Genomic DNA, 15,339 nt, shown 5'->3' with positions numbered 1-15,339 from the left:
CATCGTTCGGCGACCTAGACTAGGTCCCCAGTATGGCATCAATCATCGGTTTGGTTGCGCCGCCCGGATACAGTACATAGAGCAGCACATACACGACCACCCCTGTTGGGGCGGTCAGCAGCCAGATTACAGCCGTCCAGCGGCCGAGCTTCTTGTGCTTGGCAAACCGCTTGTTGAAGGCATGCAGCAGCGTAATAATCCCGAACACAGCTGCCGCCGTAGCCAGCAGGATATGAAAAAACAAAAACAAGTGATAGGCCAGCTTCAGCTCTTCCGGCCCTCCAAAGGAGGTATTGCCGGAGAAGATCGTACGGCTTGCGTAAACGAGGAAGAAGGCAAGAGCAAAGAAAGCTCCCCACAGCATCAGCTTCTCGTGGGTTTGGCGGTTCCCCCGCATAATTTGATACCATCCGAAGCCGACAAAGATGGCACTGATCACGATGAATAACGTAGAGATCGTCGGCAGTATAGGTACATTCACGATAGTTCCACCCGTTTCTATGTAAGACAGACCGCTGTGCGGCCTGCCGCTGAGTTATGCACGGTTCATCGTGCTTGAAGTCAGATAGGACGATTCCCGAAACTCTTCCTCTTCGTCCTGTTTGCGTTCCCTCCGGTACCAGCGGATGAACGTATACCACAGGGCCCAGCCGTACACGATCTCCTGTACAATCTTCATGATAACCCCTCCAAGCTGCTGGTCATCGACCATAGGCAGATAGAGCAGTTCAGGCGGTACGGCAGCATACATCTCGTACATCGGCTTGCCTGCAAAGATAATCAAGGCGCAAGCCGGTGTTAGAAGAACACCATTAAGGAAGATGTACCCCATCTTCTTCAGCTCGGACATCCGGCTGTATTCGGGAAGCGGACAGAATACAGGGAACCATAACTGGAAAGCGGAGAAAAGGAAGATCGCCTTATACGCAGACAAAGCTGCAGGTCTGGCCATCAGCCAATCCATGACCATCGGAATATGGTACATCGAGAAGATGAAGTTAAAGAAAAACAGAGCGAATACAGGCGACGTCAACCACCATACGATCCGTTTGACCCTCTCCGTTCGAATGGCGGCTCGCAGCAGCCATGCCGGGAGTCCGAGCAAAAGAATCGGCGGCATGATCAGATATAGAATCGACTGCTGGAACATATGAACGCTGAAGTAGTAATGGTGCCCGTAATAGGAAAGCGGGCTCCCCTCAGCCGCGTACCAGAGTACCAGTGCGGTCCAGAACCAGATCCGCTGCTTGAGAGGGACCGGCTCGCTGTCCGGAATCTCTTTGCGCCAACGGCCCACCGCCAGCGTATAAAGAATCCCGACGACCGTTAACAGCAGCAGGAGTCCGGGACTCCACAAAGCGGCGAACGTTGACTCGGCACCGTGCCCTGCATGGGAAACATTAGCCGGCATGCTTGGCAGCTCCTTCCTTTACCCATGGTGAGGTTTGTCAGAATCGTGAAATTTTTCGACAAAATCAAAATGAACAAAAGGAGAGGCGCCTCCAAACCCAAGCGACCTCTCCTACTCTTACCACCAAACCCAGTATACTGCAGCGGCTACTGCCGATAATGCGACGAAGGTTCCGAAAGCCAATCCTACAATCGGGAACATATGGCCCCGGTCCTTCATATGCATCCAGTACGCGAGTTGGAAAATGACTTGAACTACACCGATACCGACGATGAAAAAGATGATAAACGAACGATCCAGGCCTCCATACAGAACGACCGCGAAGGCGATCATCGTAAGGATGATCGAAATCAGATACGACAAGTAGTGATTTCTTGGCCCTTCCAGGCGGTGACGCTCCGTTGGTGCTGACGTGTGGTGTTGGCTGCTCATTTAAGGACCCACCTTCCCCATCAGGTATACAACCGTGAAGATAAATACCCAGACAACGTCGATAAAGTGCCAGTACAGACCGGCTACATAAAACTTCGGAGCCGTGACGACCGTCAAGCCCTTTTTGAAGGACTGGATGATCAGCAGGGCAATCCATAGAACACCGAACGCTACGTGGGCGCCGTGGAAGCCGACCAGCGTATAGAAGGAAGAGGAGAACGCACTCTTCGTGAAGGTATGACCTTCATGTACATAATGAACGAACTCATAGATCTCAAGACCGAGGAAGGACAGACCGAGCAGTACAGTAATGGCCATCCACAGCTGAAGCTTCTTCAGGTCTCCGCGGTGCAGAGCCATGGTTCCGAATACGCTTGTCAAGGAGCTCGTCAAGAGAATGAACGTCGAGAGAGCGACCAGATCCAGGGCGAACAAATGCTGTCCGGTAGGACCGTCCGGCACCTGATTGCGAAGAGCGATGAAGGAAGCGAAGAGCGTACCGAACAGTACGCACTCGCCGCCAAGGAACAGCCAGAAGCCGAGTACTTTATTCTTGCCTTCGAGTGTTGCCGTTTCGGCGTGAGGTGGCAGGGCGCCGCCTACTTCATGATGTGCTGCACTCATGCCTTAACCCCCTTATCATTGAGCTCCTCCGGTTCGATATGGAAGCCCGCATCGTCGTACACGGAGCGAAGGAACATACAGATGAACGTGATGATCAAACCGCCAATGCTCAGCAGATAGTTGTGGTACATGAAGCCGTAACCCGAGATGAACAGACCGACGGACATCACGAAGGGCAGAATCGAAGGCGAAGGCATGTGAATCGAACCTACAGGCTCTGCAGGCGTCATTTCTTTGTTGCCCGCCATCTTCTCTTTCCAGAAAGCGTCGAAGCCGCGCACAAGCGGAGTCTGCTTGAAGTTATATTCCGGAGGCGGGGATGGAATCGCCCACTCCAGCGTACGGCCATCCCATGGATCAGCCGGTGCGTTGGCCGGTTTACTTGCCGTTGCAATAATGTTGATGAAGAATACGATCGTACCGATACCCATCAGGAATGCACCGAGCGTAGAGATATAGTTACCTGTCTCAAGACCGACACCCGGCTGGTATGTAAATACCCGGCGAGGCATACCCATCAGTCCGAGGAAGTGCTGCGGGAAGAAGGTCATGTGGAAGCCGATGAAGAACGTCCAGAAATGAATCTTACCCAGCGTTTCGTTCAGCAGACGGCCGAACATCTTAGGCCACCAGTAGTACGAAGCGGCGAACAAACCAAGCACGAGACCGCCGACGATAACATAGTGGAAGTGAGCTACTACGAAATAAGTATCGTGGTACTGGAAGTCTGCCGCAGGAACCGCGAGCATAACCCCGGTAACCCCACCCATAACGAAGGTAGGAATGAAAGCTGTTGCGAACACGTTCGCCGTAGTGAAGCGAATCTGGCCTCCCCACAGGGTAAAGAGCCAGTTAAAGATCTTAACGCCGGTAGGAACCGCGATCGCCATCGTGGCGACCCCGAAGATCGCATCCCCGACAGGACCGATCCCTGTTGTGAACATATGGTGAGCCCAAACCATGAAGCCCAGGAAGCCGATCAGCGCTGTAGCAAATACCATCGAGCTGTAACCGAACAGGCGCTTTCTCGAGAAGGTCGAGACGATATCGGATATGATACCGAAGGCCGGGAGAATCAGAATGTATACCTCAGGGTGACCGAAGATCCAGAAGATATGCTCCCACAGGACCGGGTTACCGCCTTTGCTGACATCGAAGAATCCGGTACCGAAAATCCGGTCAAACATCAGTTCTACCAGACCGACCGTAATCGCCGGGAATGCGAAGAGGATCAGCAGGGAAGTAATGAATGCCGTCCATGTAAACATCGGCATTCTCATGTACGTCATCCCTGGCGCACGCATGTTGATGATCGTAACCAGGAAGTTGATACCGCCGATCAGCGTTCCGAGACCCGCAATCTGCAGACCCAGAACGTAGAAGTCCATTCCGCCTTGGAACGTACCGGCTTCACCGTGCGTAAGATTGGAGAGAGGCGGATAAGCCGTCCAACCTGCCGCCGGAACACTGCCGATGATCCAGGAGGTATTAAGAAGCAGGCCGCCAAAGAAGAACAGCCAGAAGCCGAGCGCGTTCACAAAAGGGAACGCTACGTCCCGTGCACCGATCTGCAGAGGCACGATCGCATTCATGAAGGCGAAGATAACAGGCATCGCCGCCAAGAAGATCATCGTCGTACCGTGCATTGTAGTGAGTGCATTGAAGGTATCGCCGATGAAGATTTTCTGATCCGGATACAAGAGCTGAATCCGGATTAAGATCGCTTCCAAACCGCCCATCAGGAAGAAAATCCCCCCGGCGAGCAGATACAGAATGCCGATCTTTTTATGGTCCACCGTGGTAAGCCAATCCATCAGCCCGGTGTGACGTTTTACCGTGTGTGCGTGAGCCACCGTTTGAAACCTCCTTTATTCCCTGATGCTCTTTACTTCACAGTCAGCGTATTCAAATATTTGATAATGTCATTGATCTGCTGCTCCTGGAGAGGCTTGCTGCCCGGAATAGGCTCGAGCGGGTTCTCACCGAACGCAGGCATCTTGGCACCCGGCTTGATCGACTGCGGGTCTTTAATCCAGTCGCGCAGGCTCTGTTCGTTGTGCGGCAGGATCCCGGCTACAAGCTCACGGGAAGCAAAGCCGTTCAGGTTCGGACCGGCGCCAAGACCTTGGGCATTGACCGCGTGACAGGAGAGACAGTTGTCTTTGAAGAGCGTTTCGCCGGCTTTGGCATCCGCTGGCACCGTAGAAGGCGTCTTCATATCGGCAACCCATTGGTCGAATGCGGCCGCGTCAAGCGATTTCACTTTGAAGTCCATCAGGGAGTGGGAAGCGCCGCAAAGCTCAGCACACTTACCTTTGAACGTGTCTATTTCATCGGCTTGCAGGTAATACACGTTGGTCAATCCCGGGTTCGTGTCCATCTTTCCGCCGAGCGACGGAACCCAGAAGGAGTGCTTCACGTCAGAAGCCGTCAATTCAAATGCAATCTTCTTGCCGGTAGGGATGACAAGATCTTGTGCCGTCGAGATGCCGAGCGTCGGATACTCGAACTGCCACCAGAACGCGTGGGCCGTTACTTTAACAGGCAGTGCATCCTTGTTGTCTCTGTGGTCTTCAAGCAGCTGGAACGTGTACTTGACCGTAGGGACGGCAAGAATGAGAAGCAGGATGATCGGAACGACCGTCCAAATAATCTCGAGCGTATGACTGCCTTCCACTTGCTTTGGAATGATGTCTTTGTCGCCTTTTTTCTTTCTGAAGCGAACGAGAACGTACAAGTAAATAACGAATACGACCACGACAACCAGCAGCATGATCCCGAAGCTGAGCTTCATCAGGAAGAGCTGGTCTCTGGCTACGGGACCTCTCGGTCTCAAGGCGGAAATCGTTTCGTCTCCACACCCCGTTAACAGCAACATCATCAACCCGAAAAGAGGGATGAAACGCCACAGATTTTGCCATCGAATCATCTTATCAATCCCACCTTAGAAAGCAAATATTTTTCGTACAAAAAAGGTCATATCTTGTCAATACGCCTGATCACCATATTAACTATAAATTCGTGTCTCTTTTTTGTCAATGAATCTCAGAGAGTTCACAAATTGTTCGGAAGTGTATATTTTTCAGGGGTTTAAGCGTTTTGCCTCTCTTTGGTTATTTCCATTAAGCGGTGCTTTTATGCATGTTTTGGACCTCCTTCCCCTCCCGCATGTTTTCCCCACGGATGACCCATTCTATTTGTGAGAATTCCCGTAACTGCAGCTCCGGTATCCACCCGGTTCACGAAAAGCCGAAGCTCTCTTCCCGACTATCCGTTTCAAAGGAGGAACCACCATGGCACGCGCTCTACGACTTGTCGGCCTGATTTCCTTGCTCTTCACCTTTGCCGTCGCGGCAGGATGCTATTCCTGGTACGACTACAACAGCGCCAGCAATTACGGCAGCAAACGGGATCTGCCGAGACAGGATACCTCCCGTGCTTACCAGACTCAGCAGCAGTATGCCCCTGTATCCCATAAAGTAACCAAACTGGAAATGAACCAGAACCTCTCCGACCAGGTGGCGGCCATGTACGGCGTGAATTCGGCTATTGTGCTCGTCGGGGACAATGTAGCCTACACAGCTATTACGATGGACAGTACGGCAAGCGGCACCCATGGCGGCGACAAGATGGCCCTCGATTCGAACAAAGACGGGCGAGCCCGCGGCGAAAATCCTGCAGGTGACTTCCAAAGCCTGCATGTGGATCCCACGCAGCTCATCGACGGAGTCAGCGGTGCTCAAACCGAGCCCCACCATGAGCACATTTCTCATCTGTTCAAACAGAAGATTGCAGAGAAGATCCGCTCGCTCGAGCCGACCATCCAGGATGTATACATCTCCGCGAATCCGAATATCATTGACCAATTCACCAAGCTGGCGATCGAAAGCTGGCACGGACGCTCCCTTAGCCCTTATATTCCCGAGTTCACACGGACCATGGAGAGGACCTTTGGAACGGACCCAACCATTCCGAACCAGGCGGAAGCCAATGGACGGGAATACTGACGGGATCTAAAATCACAGCTGCACAGGGAAACTCCTCCTTGTGCAGTTTCTTTTTGCACCGGCTTCCTGTAGAATGTGAAGATACTATGGATACATTTGGAACAGGTTCCGGGCGGGTCCGATAAAAAGCTTCCTATATATAGGGCTTAATTATGACTGTCTCAGGTATGAGCGGCAGGCAGAAAGTTGAAAATAATCGAAGACAATTCACACAGCAGGGAGACTTATATAATGAAGAAAAACGAATTCCAGGCACTGGGCATCTCCCAGGAGCTTGCCGAAGCACTGCATAAACACGGGTATAATGAACCGACGCCGATTCAGCGCGAAGCGATTCCCTCCGTACTGGGCGGACATGACGTGATTGCCCAGGCACAGACAGGCACAGGAAAAACCCTTGCCTTCGTGCTCCCCATCCTCGAGAGCATTGACCCTAACCGCTCGCATGTACAAGCCTTGATCGTAACGCCGACGCGGGAGCTTGCCATCCAGATCACCGAAGAGGTAGCCCGCTGGGCTCCCCTGAAGGGCATCCGCGTTCTCTCCGCTTACGGCGGTCAGGATGTGGAGAGGCAGATCCGGAAGCTCGAAGGGGCCATTCATATCATCGTCGCCACGCCGGGCCGGCTGCTGGATCACCTGCGCCGCGAAACCGTGCAGCTGTTCAAGCTCTCCACCCTCGTACTGGACGAAGCCGACCAGATGCTTCACATGGGCTTTCTGCCTGAAGTTGTGGAGATTATCTCCGCTACGCCAACCCGCAGACAGACGCTGCTCTTCTCGGCCACCATGCCGGAGCGTGTCCGCCAGCTGGCTAAAGAATATATGAAGCCTCCTGTAGAGATTGAAGTGAAAGCGAAGCGCGTCACCCTCGATGAAATCGAACAGATCGTCGTACAGACGACGGATCGCGGTAAGCTGGACGCTCTCTGCAAGGCGATGGAAGAAGACCCTCCTTTCCTCGGCATGATCTTCTGTCGGACGAAGCTTCGGGCCACGAAGCTGCGGGATGAGCTGGACGAGCGCGGATACGCGGTAGATGAGCTGCACGGCGACTTGACCCAGGCCAAGCGCGAGCAGGTTATGAAACGGTTCCGCGATGCGAAGATCCAGTTCCTTGTAGCAACCGATATTGCCGCACGCGGACTTGATGTCGAAGGCATCACCCACGTGTATAACTACGACATCCCCCATGATGCGGAAAGCTATATCCACCGGATCGGCCGGACGGGACGGGCCGGGATGACGGGCAAAGCGATCACCTTCACTGCGCCGCGCGACGCCTTCTATCTTGAGGCCATTGAAAAAGGCATCAAGATGCAGCTCGTGAAGCGGCCGGGACGCGGTGGTGCCGAGGCGCGGACGGACGAGCGCAGTGAGCGCGGCGGACGTCAAGGCGGGCGCCGCGGTGAGGCACGCACCGCCGGCGGACGCGGAGCGCGGGGAGCCGCAGGACGCGGAGCAGCGGCACCGGGCGGACGCGGACGTGCAGCGGCACCAGCGCCACGCGGCGGCGAGAGCGCGGAGCGCTGGGGCGCAGCGGCGAGCGGCGGGCGCGACAGCGCGGCACGCGGAGCCGGACGCGGCACAGCGGGCGGACGCGGCGGCGCCGGAGCACGCGGTGAAGGCGCGCTGCCGTGGAGCGGCACGCAGGGCGGCACGCGCGACAGTGCCGCCCCACGCGGCGGACGCGGAGCGGCAGCGGCAGGCACCCGCGGCGGCGGCGGCGGCGGCGCGCCGGGACGCGGTGACGGCGCCGAGCGCTGGAGCAGCGGCCCGCGGCCGGGCGGCGAGCGCGGAGCGCGGACGGCAGGCGCTCGCAGCGGCGGAGCCGGAGCGCGAGGCGGCAGCGCGGGAGCGCGTGGGCGTTCCGGCGGCGGTGGTGCTCCGGAGCGCGGAGGTGCAGGCCGCGGACCCAAGCCGGCGGGCCGCGGCGGAGCGGCTGGAGGCCGGAGGCGCGGCAGATAAGCGTCACCTAAGCCGCGCGGGTTAAAGAACTTCAAGGGAGTCAGCGCACGACACCAAGACGGTGCTGCCGCACTCCCTGATCCGGTAAAGCCCGACCTGCGCACGGGGGAAGGCTGCGATGCAGGAACTGAGAAGGCCGGCGAAGCCGGTTCTTTTCATTTCTAAGAATTTTGAATAAACCACTTCGGAAGCGTGGCAAATGGGCAATGTAAGCGATGCCTTTACCTCTTCTACGAAACCATGTAAAATACAGGTAGATCCACCCGGCAAGGAACTGCACTTCAAATCGAAGGAGGGTTTCCATGTACGAGCTGAAAGACAAGGAAATAATTTTTGTATTCACCGGTCCGAACGGCGCAGGACGCCGGACGGTAGCCCAAATGTCAGGAAGTACGCTAGGCGTAAAACAGGTCATATCGTACACGACACGCCCTCCGCGCTCATCCGAGGTTGACGGGCAGGACTATCACTTTGTATCCAGAGAAGAGTTCAAAGCGGCCGAGGAGAAACAAGAATTTATCGAGGTCATCGAGATCGACGGAAACTGCTACGGCATCAAGGAAGCCGATGTCGCGGCACAGCTCCAGAAATTCGGGGCGGTCTACCTGGTGTTAAACCGGTTCGGGGCGGAAGCCTTGAAGAAAGTATACGGCGACAAGGTTGTCCGGATCTTCATCTATGCGGACCGGGAAACCGTACTGAAGCGCGAGCAGGAGCGCGGAGATACCCCGGAGCTCATCGAACGCTACATGTCCCATTACGAGGAAGAAATGGCCTACAAGGATTCCTGTGAGCATGTGTTTGAGAACCTGGATCTCGCCCATACCGTATTCGATCTGACCAAAGCGTTGGACGATACATATCTGCACCGGAATCTGCTGGATCTCGACTGATCCTGCGCCTCTGCCTTCTATCCGGACGGTGCCCCATACAACATTGAACACAAGGACCCGAAGGCCTCCCCACCGAGGCCGAAGGTCCTTTTTCTGAAATGGAGGAGAAATCATATGACATTGGCCAAACCGGAACAAACCGAGTACAATGCGTTTTATGCAGGATACATCGCACAGGTGCCTGAAGGGGATGTCACCGCACACTTAAAGGAGCAGCTGCAGAAAACGGCCGGTCTGGTGGCTGGGCTGACCGAAGCACAAGCCCTGCACCGCTACGCCGAAGACAAGTGGAGCATCAAAGAGGTGCTCGGCCACATTGCAGACACCGAGCGGGTGATGAGCTACCGCCTGCTGCGGGTGGCGCGCGGGGATACCACGCCGCTGCCCGGCTTCGACCAGGATCTGTTTATCCGCGGCACCGCGTTCGACGAATGGCCGCTGCAGCGGCTTGCCGATGAATTGGCCGTGGTCCGCCAGGCCACACTGAGCCTGTTCGCCGGCTTGTCCCCAGCCGACTGGCTCCGGGAGGGCTCGGCGAGCGGCTATCCGATTACCGCCCGTGCACTCGCCTACATTATCGCCGGCCATGAACTGCACCATCTCCGTATCATTCAAGAACGATATATATAATAGAAGGAGTTAGTACACCGATGCCCATCGTATCCATTGAACCGACCCCCAGCCCCAACACCATGAAGATCAATATGAGCGAGTCGCTCCCCAGCGGTGTACGTGAAACTTATACCCGGGAGCAGGCTGCGGAAGCGCCGACGCCCGAGCTGCAGCGCCTGCTGTCGATCGAGGGAGTCAAAGCCTTCTACCGTGCCGCGGATTTCATCGCCGTAGACCGGATGCCCAAGGGAGACTGGGGCCGCATCCTCGCCGAGGTCCGGGAAGTGCTTGGTGTCACGGAATCCGCCCATCCGCAGGGCAGCTCCCATCCCGCTGCGGAAGGCCCCGACGCCGGGAACGGAGAAGGGACAACGGCCGATGCATCCTTCGGCGAAGTCCATGTATTCCTGCAGCACTTCCGCGGCATCCCGCTGCAGGTTCGCGTCTCCAGCGGTGACGAAGAACAGCGGGCGGCCCTGCCCTCCCGCTTCAGCGACACGGCGGTCCGGGCGGCCTCCGCTTCTCCCAACCTGATCAAGGAGCGCACCCTCGAGGAATGGGATACCCGTTACGGCTCCCTGCAGGAGGTGTTGGAAGATGTGGTGCAGGAGCTTGACGCCGCCTATTCCGACGCGCAGCTGGAAGAACTCGCGGCCCAAGCTGCAGCCGGAGCCGGTACGGGCGATGCGCAGCAGCGCGCCGAGAAAACCCGGCGGGAGCTGTCCTATGCGGAGGCGGAAGCCCTGCTGCGCTCGCCCGAATGGAAGGAGCGGTATGCGGCGCTGCGCCGGATTCAGCCTTCCGCCGAAACGCTTCCGCTGCTGCTCATCGCCCTGGATGACGAGCAGGCAGCGGTACGCCGCCTCGCTTCCGTATACCTCGGGGACCTGAAGGACCCTGTCGTCCTTCCGCATCTGTACCGGGCGCTTCAGGATCCTTCCCCGTCCGTCCGCCGGACCGCCGGGGATACGCTGTCCGATCTCGGGGATCCCGCGGCACAGGAGGCCATGATCGCCGCGCTCTCCGACCCGAACAAGCTCGTCCGCTGGCGGGCGGCCCGCTTCCTCTATGAGCTTGGGGACGAAACGGCACTGCCAGCCTTGAAAGCGGCCGAGGATGAACCCGAATTCGAAGTCCGTCTGCAGATCCGCATGGCACTCGAGCGGATCGAGGGCGGCGAGGAAGCCGCCGGCTCCGTATGGCAGCAGATGTCCCGCCGGGACCGGAGCTAACCCCCTCTTTTTACCCTCTGGCTCCCACCGTTTCCGCAAGCGGCCTTACTGTCTCGCCGAAGGTCAGAATGCGAAGACGCTCGGGAGCAAGACCATGGCGTTCCCACGCCGCGTGAAGCCGGTCCAGCGCTTCCCGCGGCGTGTCGTCTGCCAGGCGGAAGGTGCCGTAGTGCATCGGCACACAGACATCTGCCCCGCAGTCGATGAAGGCCTGTACCGCTTCCTCCGGATTCACATGCTGCTTGCCGGTATACCACTCCGGGTCATAAGCCCCGATCGGCATCAGTGCCCACCCAATCCGGAATCGTTCACCGATTGTTTTGAATCCCCCGAAATACGCACTGTCTCCTACGAAATAGACGGCAAGACGTTCTCCGTGATGCGTTACCGGACGCAGCACCCATCCTCCCCAATGGGAAGCGTTCGTATCAAAGAGCGTACGGCGGGTCCAGTGCTGAGCCGGCACGAAGTGCAGCTCCAAGCCGTCGAGCCTCACCGTATCCCACCAATTCACTTCCGTAACTTTCTGAAACCCGCTGCTTTTCAGCTTTTTGCCCAGACCCACAGGTACCAGCATCTGAACCCCCGGATTGCGCTGGTGTACGGTGCGCAGCGAAGGCATATCCATGTGGTCATAGTGGCTGTGCGACAGCAGGACCGCATCGATCCGCGGCAGATCCGACGGCATCAGACCGGGAGGCGCGAGCCGTTTCTCCAGCCCCATCCGCTGGGCCCACACCGGATCGGTCAGCAGGTTCTTGCCTTCCATCTGCAGCAGGAACGAGGAATGGCCGATCCAGGTCATCGTCGGTTCGGTATGATTGCTTTTCAGAAACTCAATCTGCTTCTCCCCGCATTGGGGCACAGTATAGCTCCAGTCCTTGAGCTTGATTTTCTTGCGTTCCTTGCGCCACTTCTGGATAAAAGGGAGCTTCTTGCGCAGCCGAATTCCATCCATGTTCTCGTATCGCCCGTTGATCTTCATGACATCCCCTCCTTTGGCCGGAACCACTCCAGACCCTTTGTTCTTGTTATTACCCCGGCCGCACTTCATGTATGCGCCCCATAGAGCAGGTTGGGCTCTGGAACGTACAGATGCGGCAGGTGATTACGGGCCGGAGACCTCATCTATATCCTTCCCCGACGCTTATGCTACAATGAGGAAAAGCATGGTACCAGGAAAGGATCGGTTGTGATGATGAGCGCTGCGGCGCGTTATGTAATTTTCTCCGGAGGCACCCTCGGTTCCTGGGCCCTCCGCCTGCTCCAGCCGGGGGACAAGCTGATCGGAGCCGACCGGGGCGCTCTCTTCCTCGCGGAGCACGGCCTGCGTCCCGATATCGCACTTGGCGATTTTGATTCCGTGACGGCCATGGAGCTGGAGCGGGTACGGGACAGCAGCGCCCGGTTCCTGACCTGTGACCCGGTCATGAAGGATTTGACCGATACCGAGATGGCCTTCAATTGGGCGCACGAACAGGGAGCCCGCGAGATTGTAATGGCGGGAGTGCTCGGCAGCCGATGGGACCACTCGCTGGCGAATGTGCATCTGCTCCGCCGCGGCCTCCTGGCCGGTGTGCCGTGCCGGATCGCCGACGAGTATAACGAACTGCAGCTGATCGGTGCAGGTACGCCGCTGAAGCTGCAGAAGAGCCCCCATACGCACGTCTCCCTGCTCCCGCTGACCTTGGATGTGCACGGCATCACCCTGGAGGGGTTCCAATATCCGCTTCATGAGGCTTCGCTGACCATAGGACAGTCGCTGGGTATCTCCAATGTCCTCGTCGATGAAGCGGGTACGGTGCAGGTTCGGGAAGGCCTGCTGCTCGTCATCCGCAGCCGGGATCCTGAACCGGAAGCCCCTTCCCTGCTGTGAGACTTGGGGACGCAAGCAGCGGAGCACGGCTGAATCCATCCACTATGGTTCACCGCCCCTTCGAATCAAAAGGACCGCACCCGAATCCCGGGCCGCGGTCCTTGTTGCTGTTCATCCGTACACATCCCCAGCCGGCTATGCGGTTGTGGTCTGAACGGTACCGCCCGACTGGAGCTGGTACATCCGGTAATACCGGCCCTTCAGCTCCATCAAGGTCTCGTGATTGCCGCGTTCGACGATCTCACCGCGGTGCAGCACCAGAATCTGATCCGCCTCGCGGATGGTCGAGAGCCGGTGGGCGATCACGAAGGTCGTGCGCCCTGCGCTGACCACCCGCAGTGCCTCCTGAATGAGCCCTTCGGTCTCGCTGTCGATCGAAGCGGTCGCCTCATCGAGAATGAGGATCGCCGGGTCGAAGGCCAGCGCCCTGGCGAAGGAGATGAGCTGCCGTTGTCCGGCGGACAGCGTGCTCCCGCGCTCGACGACCCGCTCGTCATAGCCGCCCGGCAGCGCCTCGACGAAGCCCGCGGCACCGACATCCGCCAGTGCCTTGCGTACCTGCTGCGGCCCGATGCGCTCGTTATACAGCGACACATTGAACTTGATATCGCCCGTAAACAGGAACGGATCCTGGAGCACGATCCCCATATGCTTGCGGAGCGCCTGCTTGGAGATGCTGCGGATCTCCTGCCCGTCGATCAGAATACGCCCGTCCGAGGGTTCGTAGAAACCGAGCAGGAGGTTCATGATCGAGCTTTTGCCCGATCCGGTGTGCCCCACCAGCGCTACCGTCTCCCCCTTCTTCGCCTCGAAGGTGATGCCGCGCAGTACCGGCTCGCCTTCTTTGTAAGCGAACGTGACGTTATCGAATTTCACATGCCCCTGCGGCCTTGGGACTTCGTCGGCTCTCGCCACCTCGGTGCCCTCAATATCCATCAGGCCGAACACCTTCTCTGCGGATACCACCGCCCGCTGCGCGTTCATGAGCTGATCGAAGATGCCGATGATCGGCTGAAAGAACCGCCCCGTATAATCGATGAACGCGTAGAATACTCCGAACGAGATCGCCGACTGAAGCGACTGGCCGCCGAAATACCAGATGGCCCCCGCCGTAAAAAGGGAGCCCACCAAGCCGGTAAAGTTCCGCGAAGAGAGCGAGAAGAGCCGGATCTGCTTGATGTTCGCACGGTAGCGGTCCTCGTTCAGGGCATTGAACTCCCGCATGCGGTTCTTCTCCTGCCGGAACGCCTGCAGGATCGGCATGACGTTGATCGATTCGTTGAGCATCGCGTTCATATCACTGAGCCGTGCGCGCATCACAGAGATGTACTTTTTGGAATACTTGAGATGCACGTACATCACGACAGTGAACAGCGGCATGAACACCAGCGTCACCAGCGCCAGCCGGTAATCGAGCAGGAACAGGGCGATATAGATGCCGACAATATTAATCGAGCTGACCACGAAGGTCGCCATGAAGCTCATGAACAGGTCCCGTACCGCTTCCGTGTCGTTCGCGATCCGCGAGACGACCTGGCCGATCGGCGTACTGTCAAAATAACGGATCGGCATGCGCTGGATGTGATTCATGAGATCCATCCGCATCCGCTGAATAATCCGCAGTGCCGTGGTCTGCAGCGTAAAGCCCTGGATATAATGCAGCGCGCTGCCGAGCACAAGCAGGCCGAAGAAGACAGCCAGCCACCGGATGACCTCGGGGATATCATACTTGTAGAACGCCACCGTCTCTGCGGTGGTCAGCTTGCGCGCCGGCACCTGCCGGGTCTCCCCGCTCTCCGCCTTCCAGGTCAGTACCGGCGCGTCCGCTCCTTCCCCGGCAGCGGACCAGGAACCGCCGGTCATCTCTCCCGCTCCCCGGACCAGGTACATGCCGCTGTCCAGCTGCAGAATCCGGGCTTCCCGCCAGAGGGCGGGACGTTCTGCAGGACCGGATCCCGGTGCAGCGCCCGCATCCAACCAATCTTTGCGAACATACAATACGCCGTCCAGTTCTACATTCCTTGTATCCGCAGGAAGGGAGACATCCTTAACGTTCCATTCGTACCAAGGCTGGGCGATCCCCCCGATATGCCGGTCGATGATCGTCTTCGCGATGAAGGGCCCGGCCAGCTCCGCGCCCACGGCACAGCAGAGCACAAGCAGCGCTGCGGCGATCCGGTATTTGAACAGGAGCGCATAAGCCAGTAGCCTCCGGAAGACCGGGACTCTCGCTTCCCCTGCATTCGATTGCGGTTCCATGATGATCCTCGCACATCCTTCCTCT

At 57.5% G+C, this 15,339-nt stretch carries 14 protein-coding genes; 6 read left to right on the top strand and 8 right to left on the bottom strand.

Annotated elements, in window-relative coordinates:
* Window positions 1-19: 19 nt before the first annotated feature.
* The 6 genes from PM3016_RS02290 to coxB form a co-directional block, all read right to left on the bottom strand.
* Window positions 20-481: a DUF420 domain-containing protein gene (locus PM3016_RS02290; RefSeq protein WP_013914284.1), complete on the bottom strand. Its 462-nt coding sequence runs from the start codon at window positions 479-481 to the stop codon at window positions 20-22.
* Between the two features lie 54 nt (window positions 482-535).
* Window positions 536-1,411, bottom strand: coding sequence for a cytochrome c oxidase assembly protein (locus PM3016_RS02285; protein ID WP_014368296.1), 876 nt, complete (start codon window positions 1,409-1,411; stop codon window positions 536-538).
* A gap of 117 nt (window positions 1,412-1,528) precedes the next feature.
* A complete protein-coding gene (locus PM3016_RS02280) occupies window positions 1,529-1,843 on the bottom strand; it encodes a cytochrome C oxidase subunit IV family protein (protein WP_014368295.1) in 315 nt (104 codons plus the stop codon).
* A complete protein-coding gene (locus PM3016_RS02275; protein ID WP_013914281.1) occupies window positions 1,844-2,467 on the bottom strand; it encodes a cytochrome (ubi)quinol oxidase subunit III in 624 nt (207 codons plus the stop codon).
* A complete protein-coding gene (ctaD, locus tag PM3016_RS02270; RefSeq protein WP_051045019.1) occupies window positions 2,464-4,281 on the bottom strand; it encodes a cytochrome c oxidase subunit I in 1,818 nt (605 codons plus the stop codon). Before ctaD ends, PM3016_RS02275 begins: the two co-directional genes overlap by 4 nt.
* Before the next feature lie 71 nt (window positions 4,282-4,352).
* On the bottom strand, window positions 4,353-5,396 hold the full coding sequence (gene coxB, locus PM3016_RS02265; protein ID WP_013914279.1) for a cytochrome c oxidase subunit II: 1,044 nt from the start codon (window positions 5,394-5,396) through the stop codon (window positions 4,353-4,355).
* 364 nt (window positions 5,397-5,760) lie between these two features.
* Here coxB and PM3016_RS02260 point away from each other — a divergent pair, with 364 nt between their 5' ends.
* From PM3016_RS02260 to PM3016_RS02240, 5 genes are all read left to right on the top strand, one after another.
* Complete coding sequence (locus PM3016_RS02260) at window positions 5,761-6,474, top strand: YhcN/YlaJ family sporulation lipoprotein (RefSeq protein WP_014368293.1); 714 nt, start codon at window positions 5,761-5,763, stop codon at window positions 6,472-6,474.
* Between the two features lie 231 nt (window positions 6,475-6,705).
* Window positions 6,706-8,442 carry a DEAD/DEAH box helicase gene (locus PM3016_RS02255; protein ID WP_014368292.1) on the top strand — a complete coding sequence of 579 codons (1,737 nt, stop codon included), beginning with the start codon at window positions 6,706-6,708 and terminating at the stop codon, window positions 8,440-8,442.
* Between the two features lie 302 nt (window positions 8,443-8,744).
* Window positions 8,745-9,335, top strand: a complete 591-nt coding sequence (locus PM3016_RS02250) for a guanylate kinase (protein WP_013914275.1) — start codon at window positions 8,745-8,747, stop codon at window positions 9,333-9,335.
* Window positions 9,336-9,449: 114 nt separating this feature from the next.
* On the top strand, window positions 9,450-9,965 hold the full coding sequence (locus PM3016_RS02245; RefSeq protein WP_013914274.1) for a DinB family protein: 516 nt from the start codon (window positions 9,450-9,452) through the stop codon (window positions 9,963-9,965).
* A 20-nt stretch (window positions 9,966-9,985) separates the two neighbouring features.
* On the top strand, window positions 9,986-11,179 hold the full coding sequence (locus PM3016_RS02240) for a conserved virulence factor C family protein (RefSeq protein WP_014368291.1): 1,194 nt from the start codon (window positions 9,986-9,988) through the stop codon (window positions 11,177-11,179).
* Window positions 11,180-11,189: 10 nt separating this feature from the next.
* On the opposite strand, the gene PM3016_RS02235 is transcribed toward PM3016_RS02240, so the two are convergent.
* Window positions 11,190-12,164, bottom strand: coding sequence for an MBL fold metallo-hydrolase (locus PM3016_RS02235; protein ID WP_014368290.1), 975 nt, complete (start codon window positions 12,162-12,164; stop codon window positions 11,190-11,192).
* Between the two features lie 210 nt (window positions 12,165-12,374).
* Here PM3016_RS02235 and PM3016_RS02230 point away from each other — a divergent pair, with 210 nt between their 5' ends.
* The gene (locus PM3016_RS02230) at window positions 12,375-13,055 is read left to right on the top strand and encodes a thiamine diphosphokinase (protein ID WP_014368289.1); all 681 of its coding nucleotides are present in this window, start codon (window positions 12,375-12,377) and stop codon (window positions 13,053-13,055) included.
* A 135-nt stretch (window positions 13,056-13,190) separates the two neighbouring features.
* Here PM3016_RS02230 and PM3016_RS02225 read toward each other — a convergent pair whose 3' ends face one another.
* Entirely contained in the window at window positions 13,191-15,314 is a 2,124-nt protein-coding gene (locus PM3016_RS02225) for an ABC transporter ATP-binding protein (protein ID WP_014368288.1), read from the bottom strand.
* Window positions 15,315-15,339 lie beyond the last annotated feature (25 nt).

Origin of the sequence: Paenibacillus mucilaginosus 3016 (assembly GCF_000250655.1) — a bacterium.
Classification (GTDB): Bacteria; Bacillota; Bacilli; order Paenibacillales; family NBRC-103111; genus Paenibacillus_G; species Paenibacillus_G mucilaginosus.
This window is presented reverse-complemented; position numbering and strand designations above follow the sequence as displayed.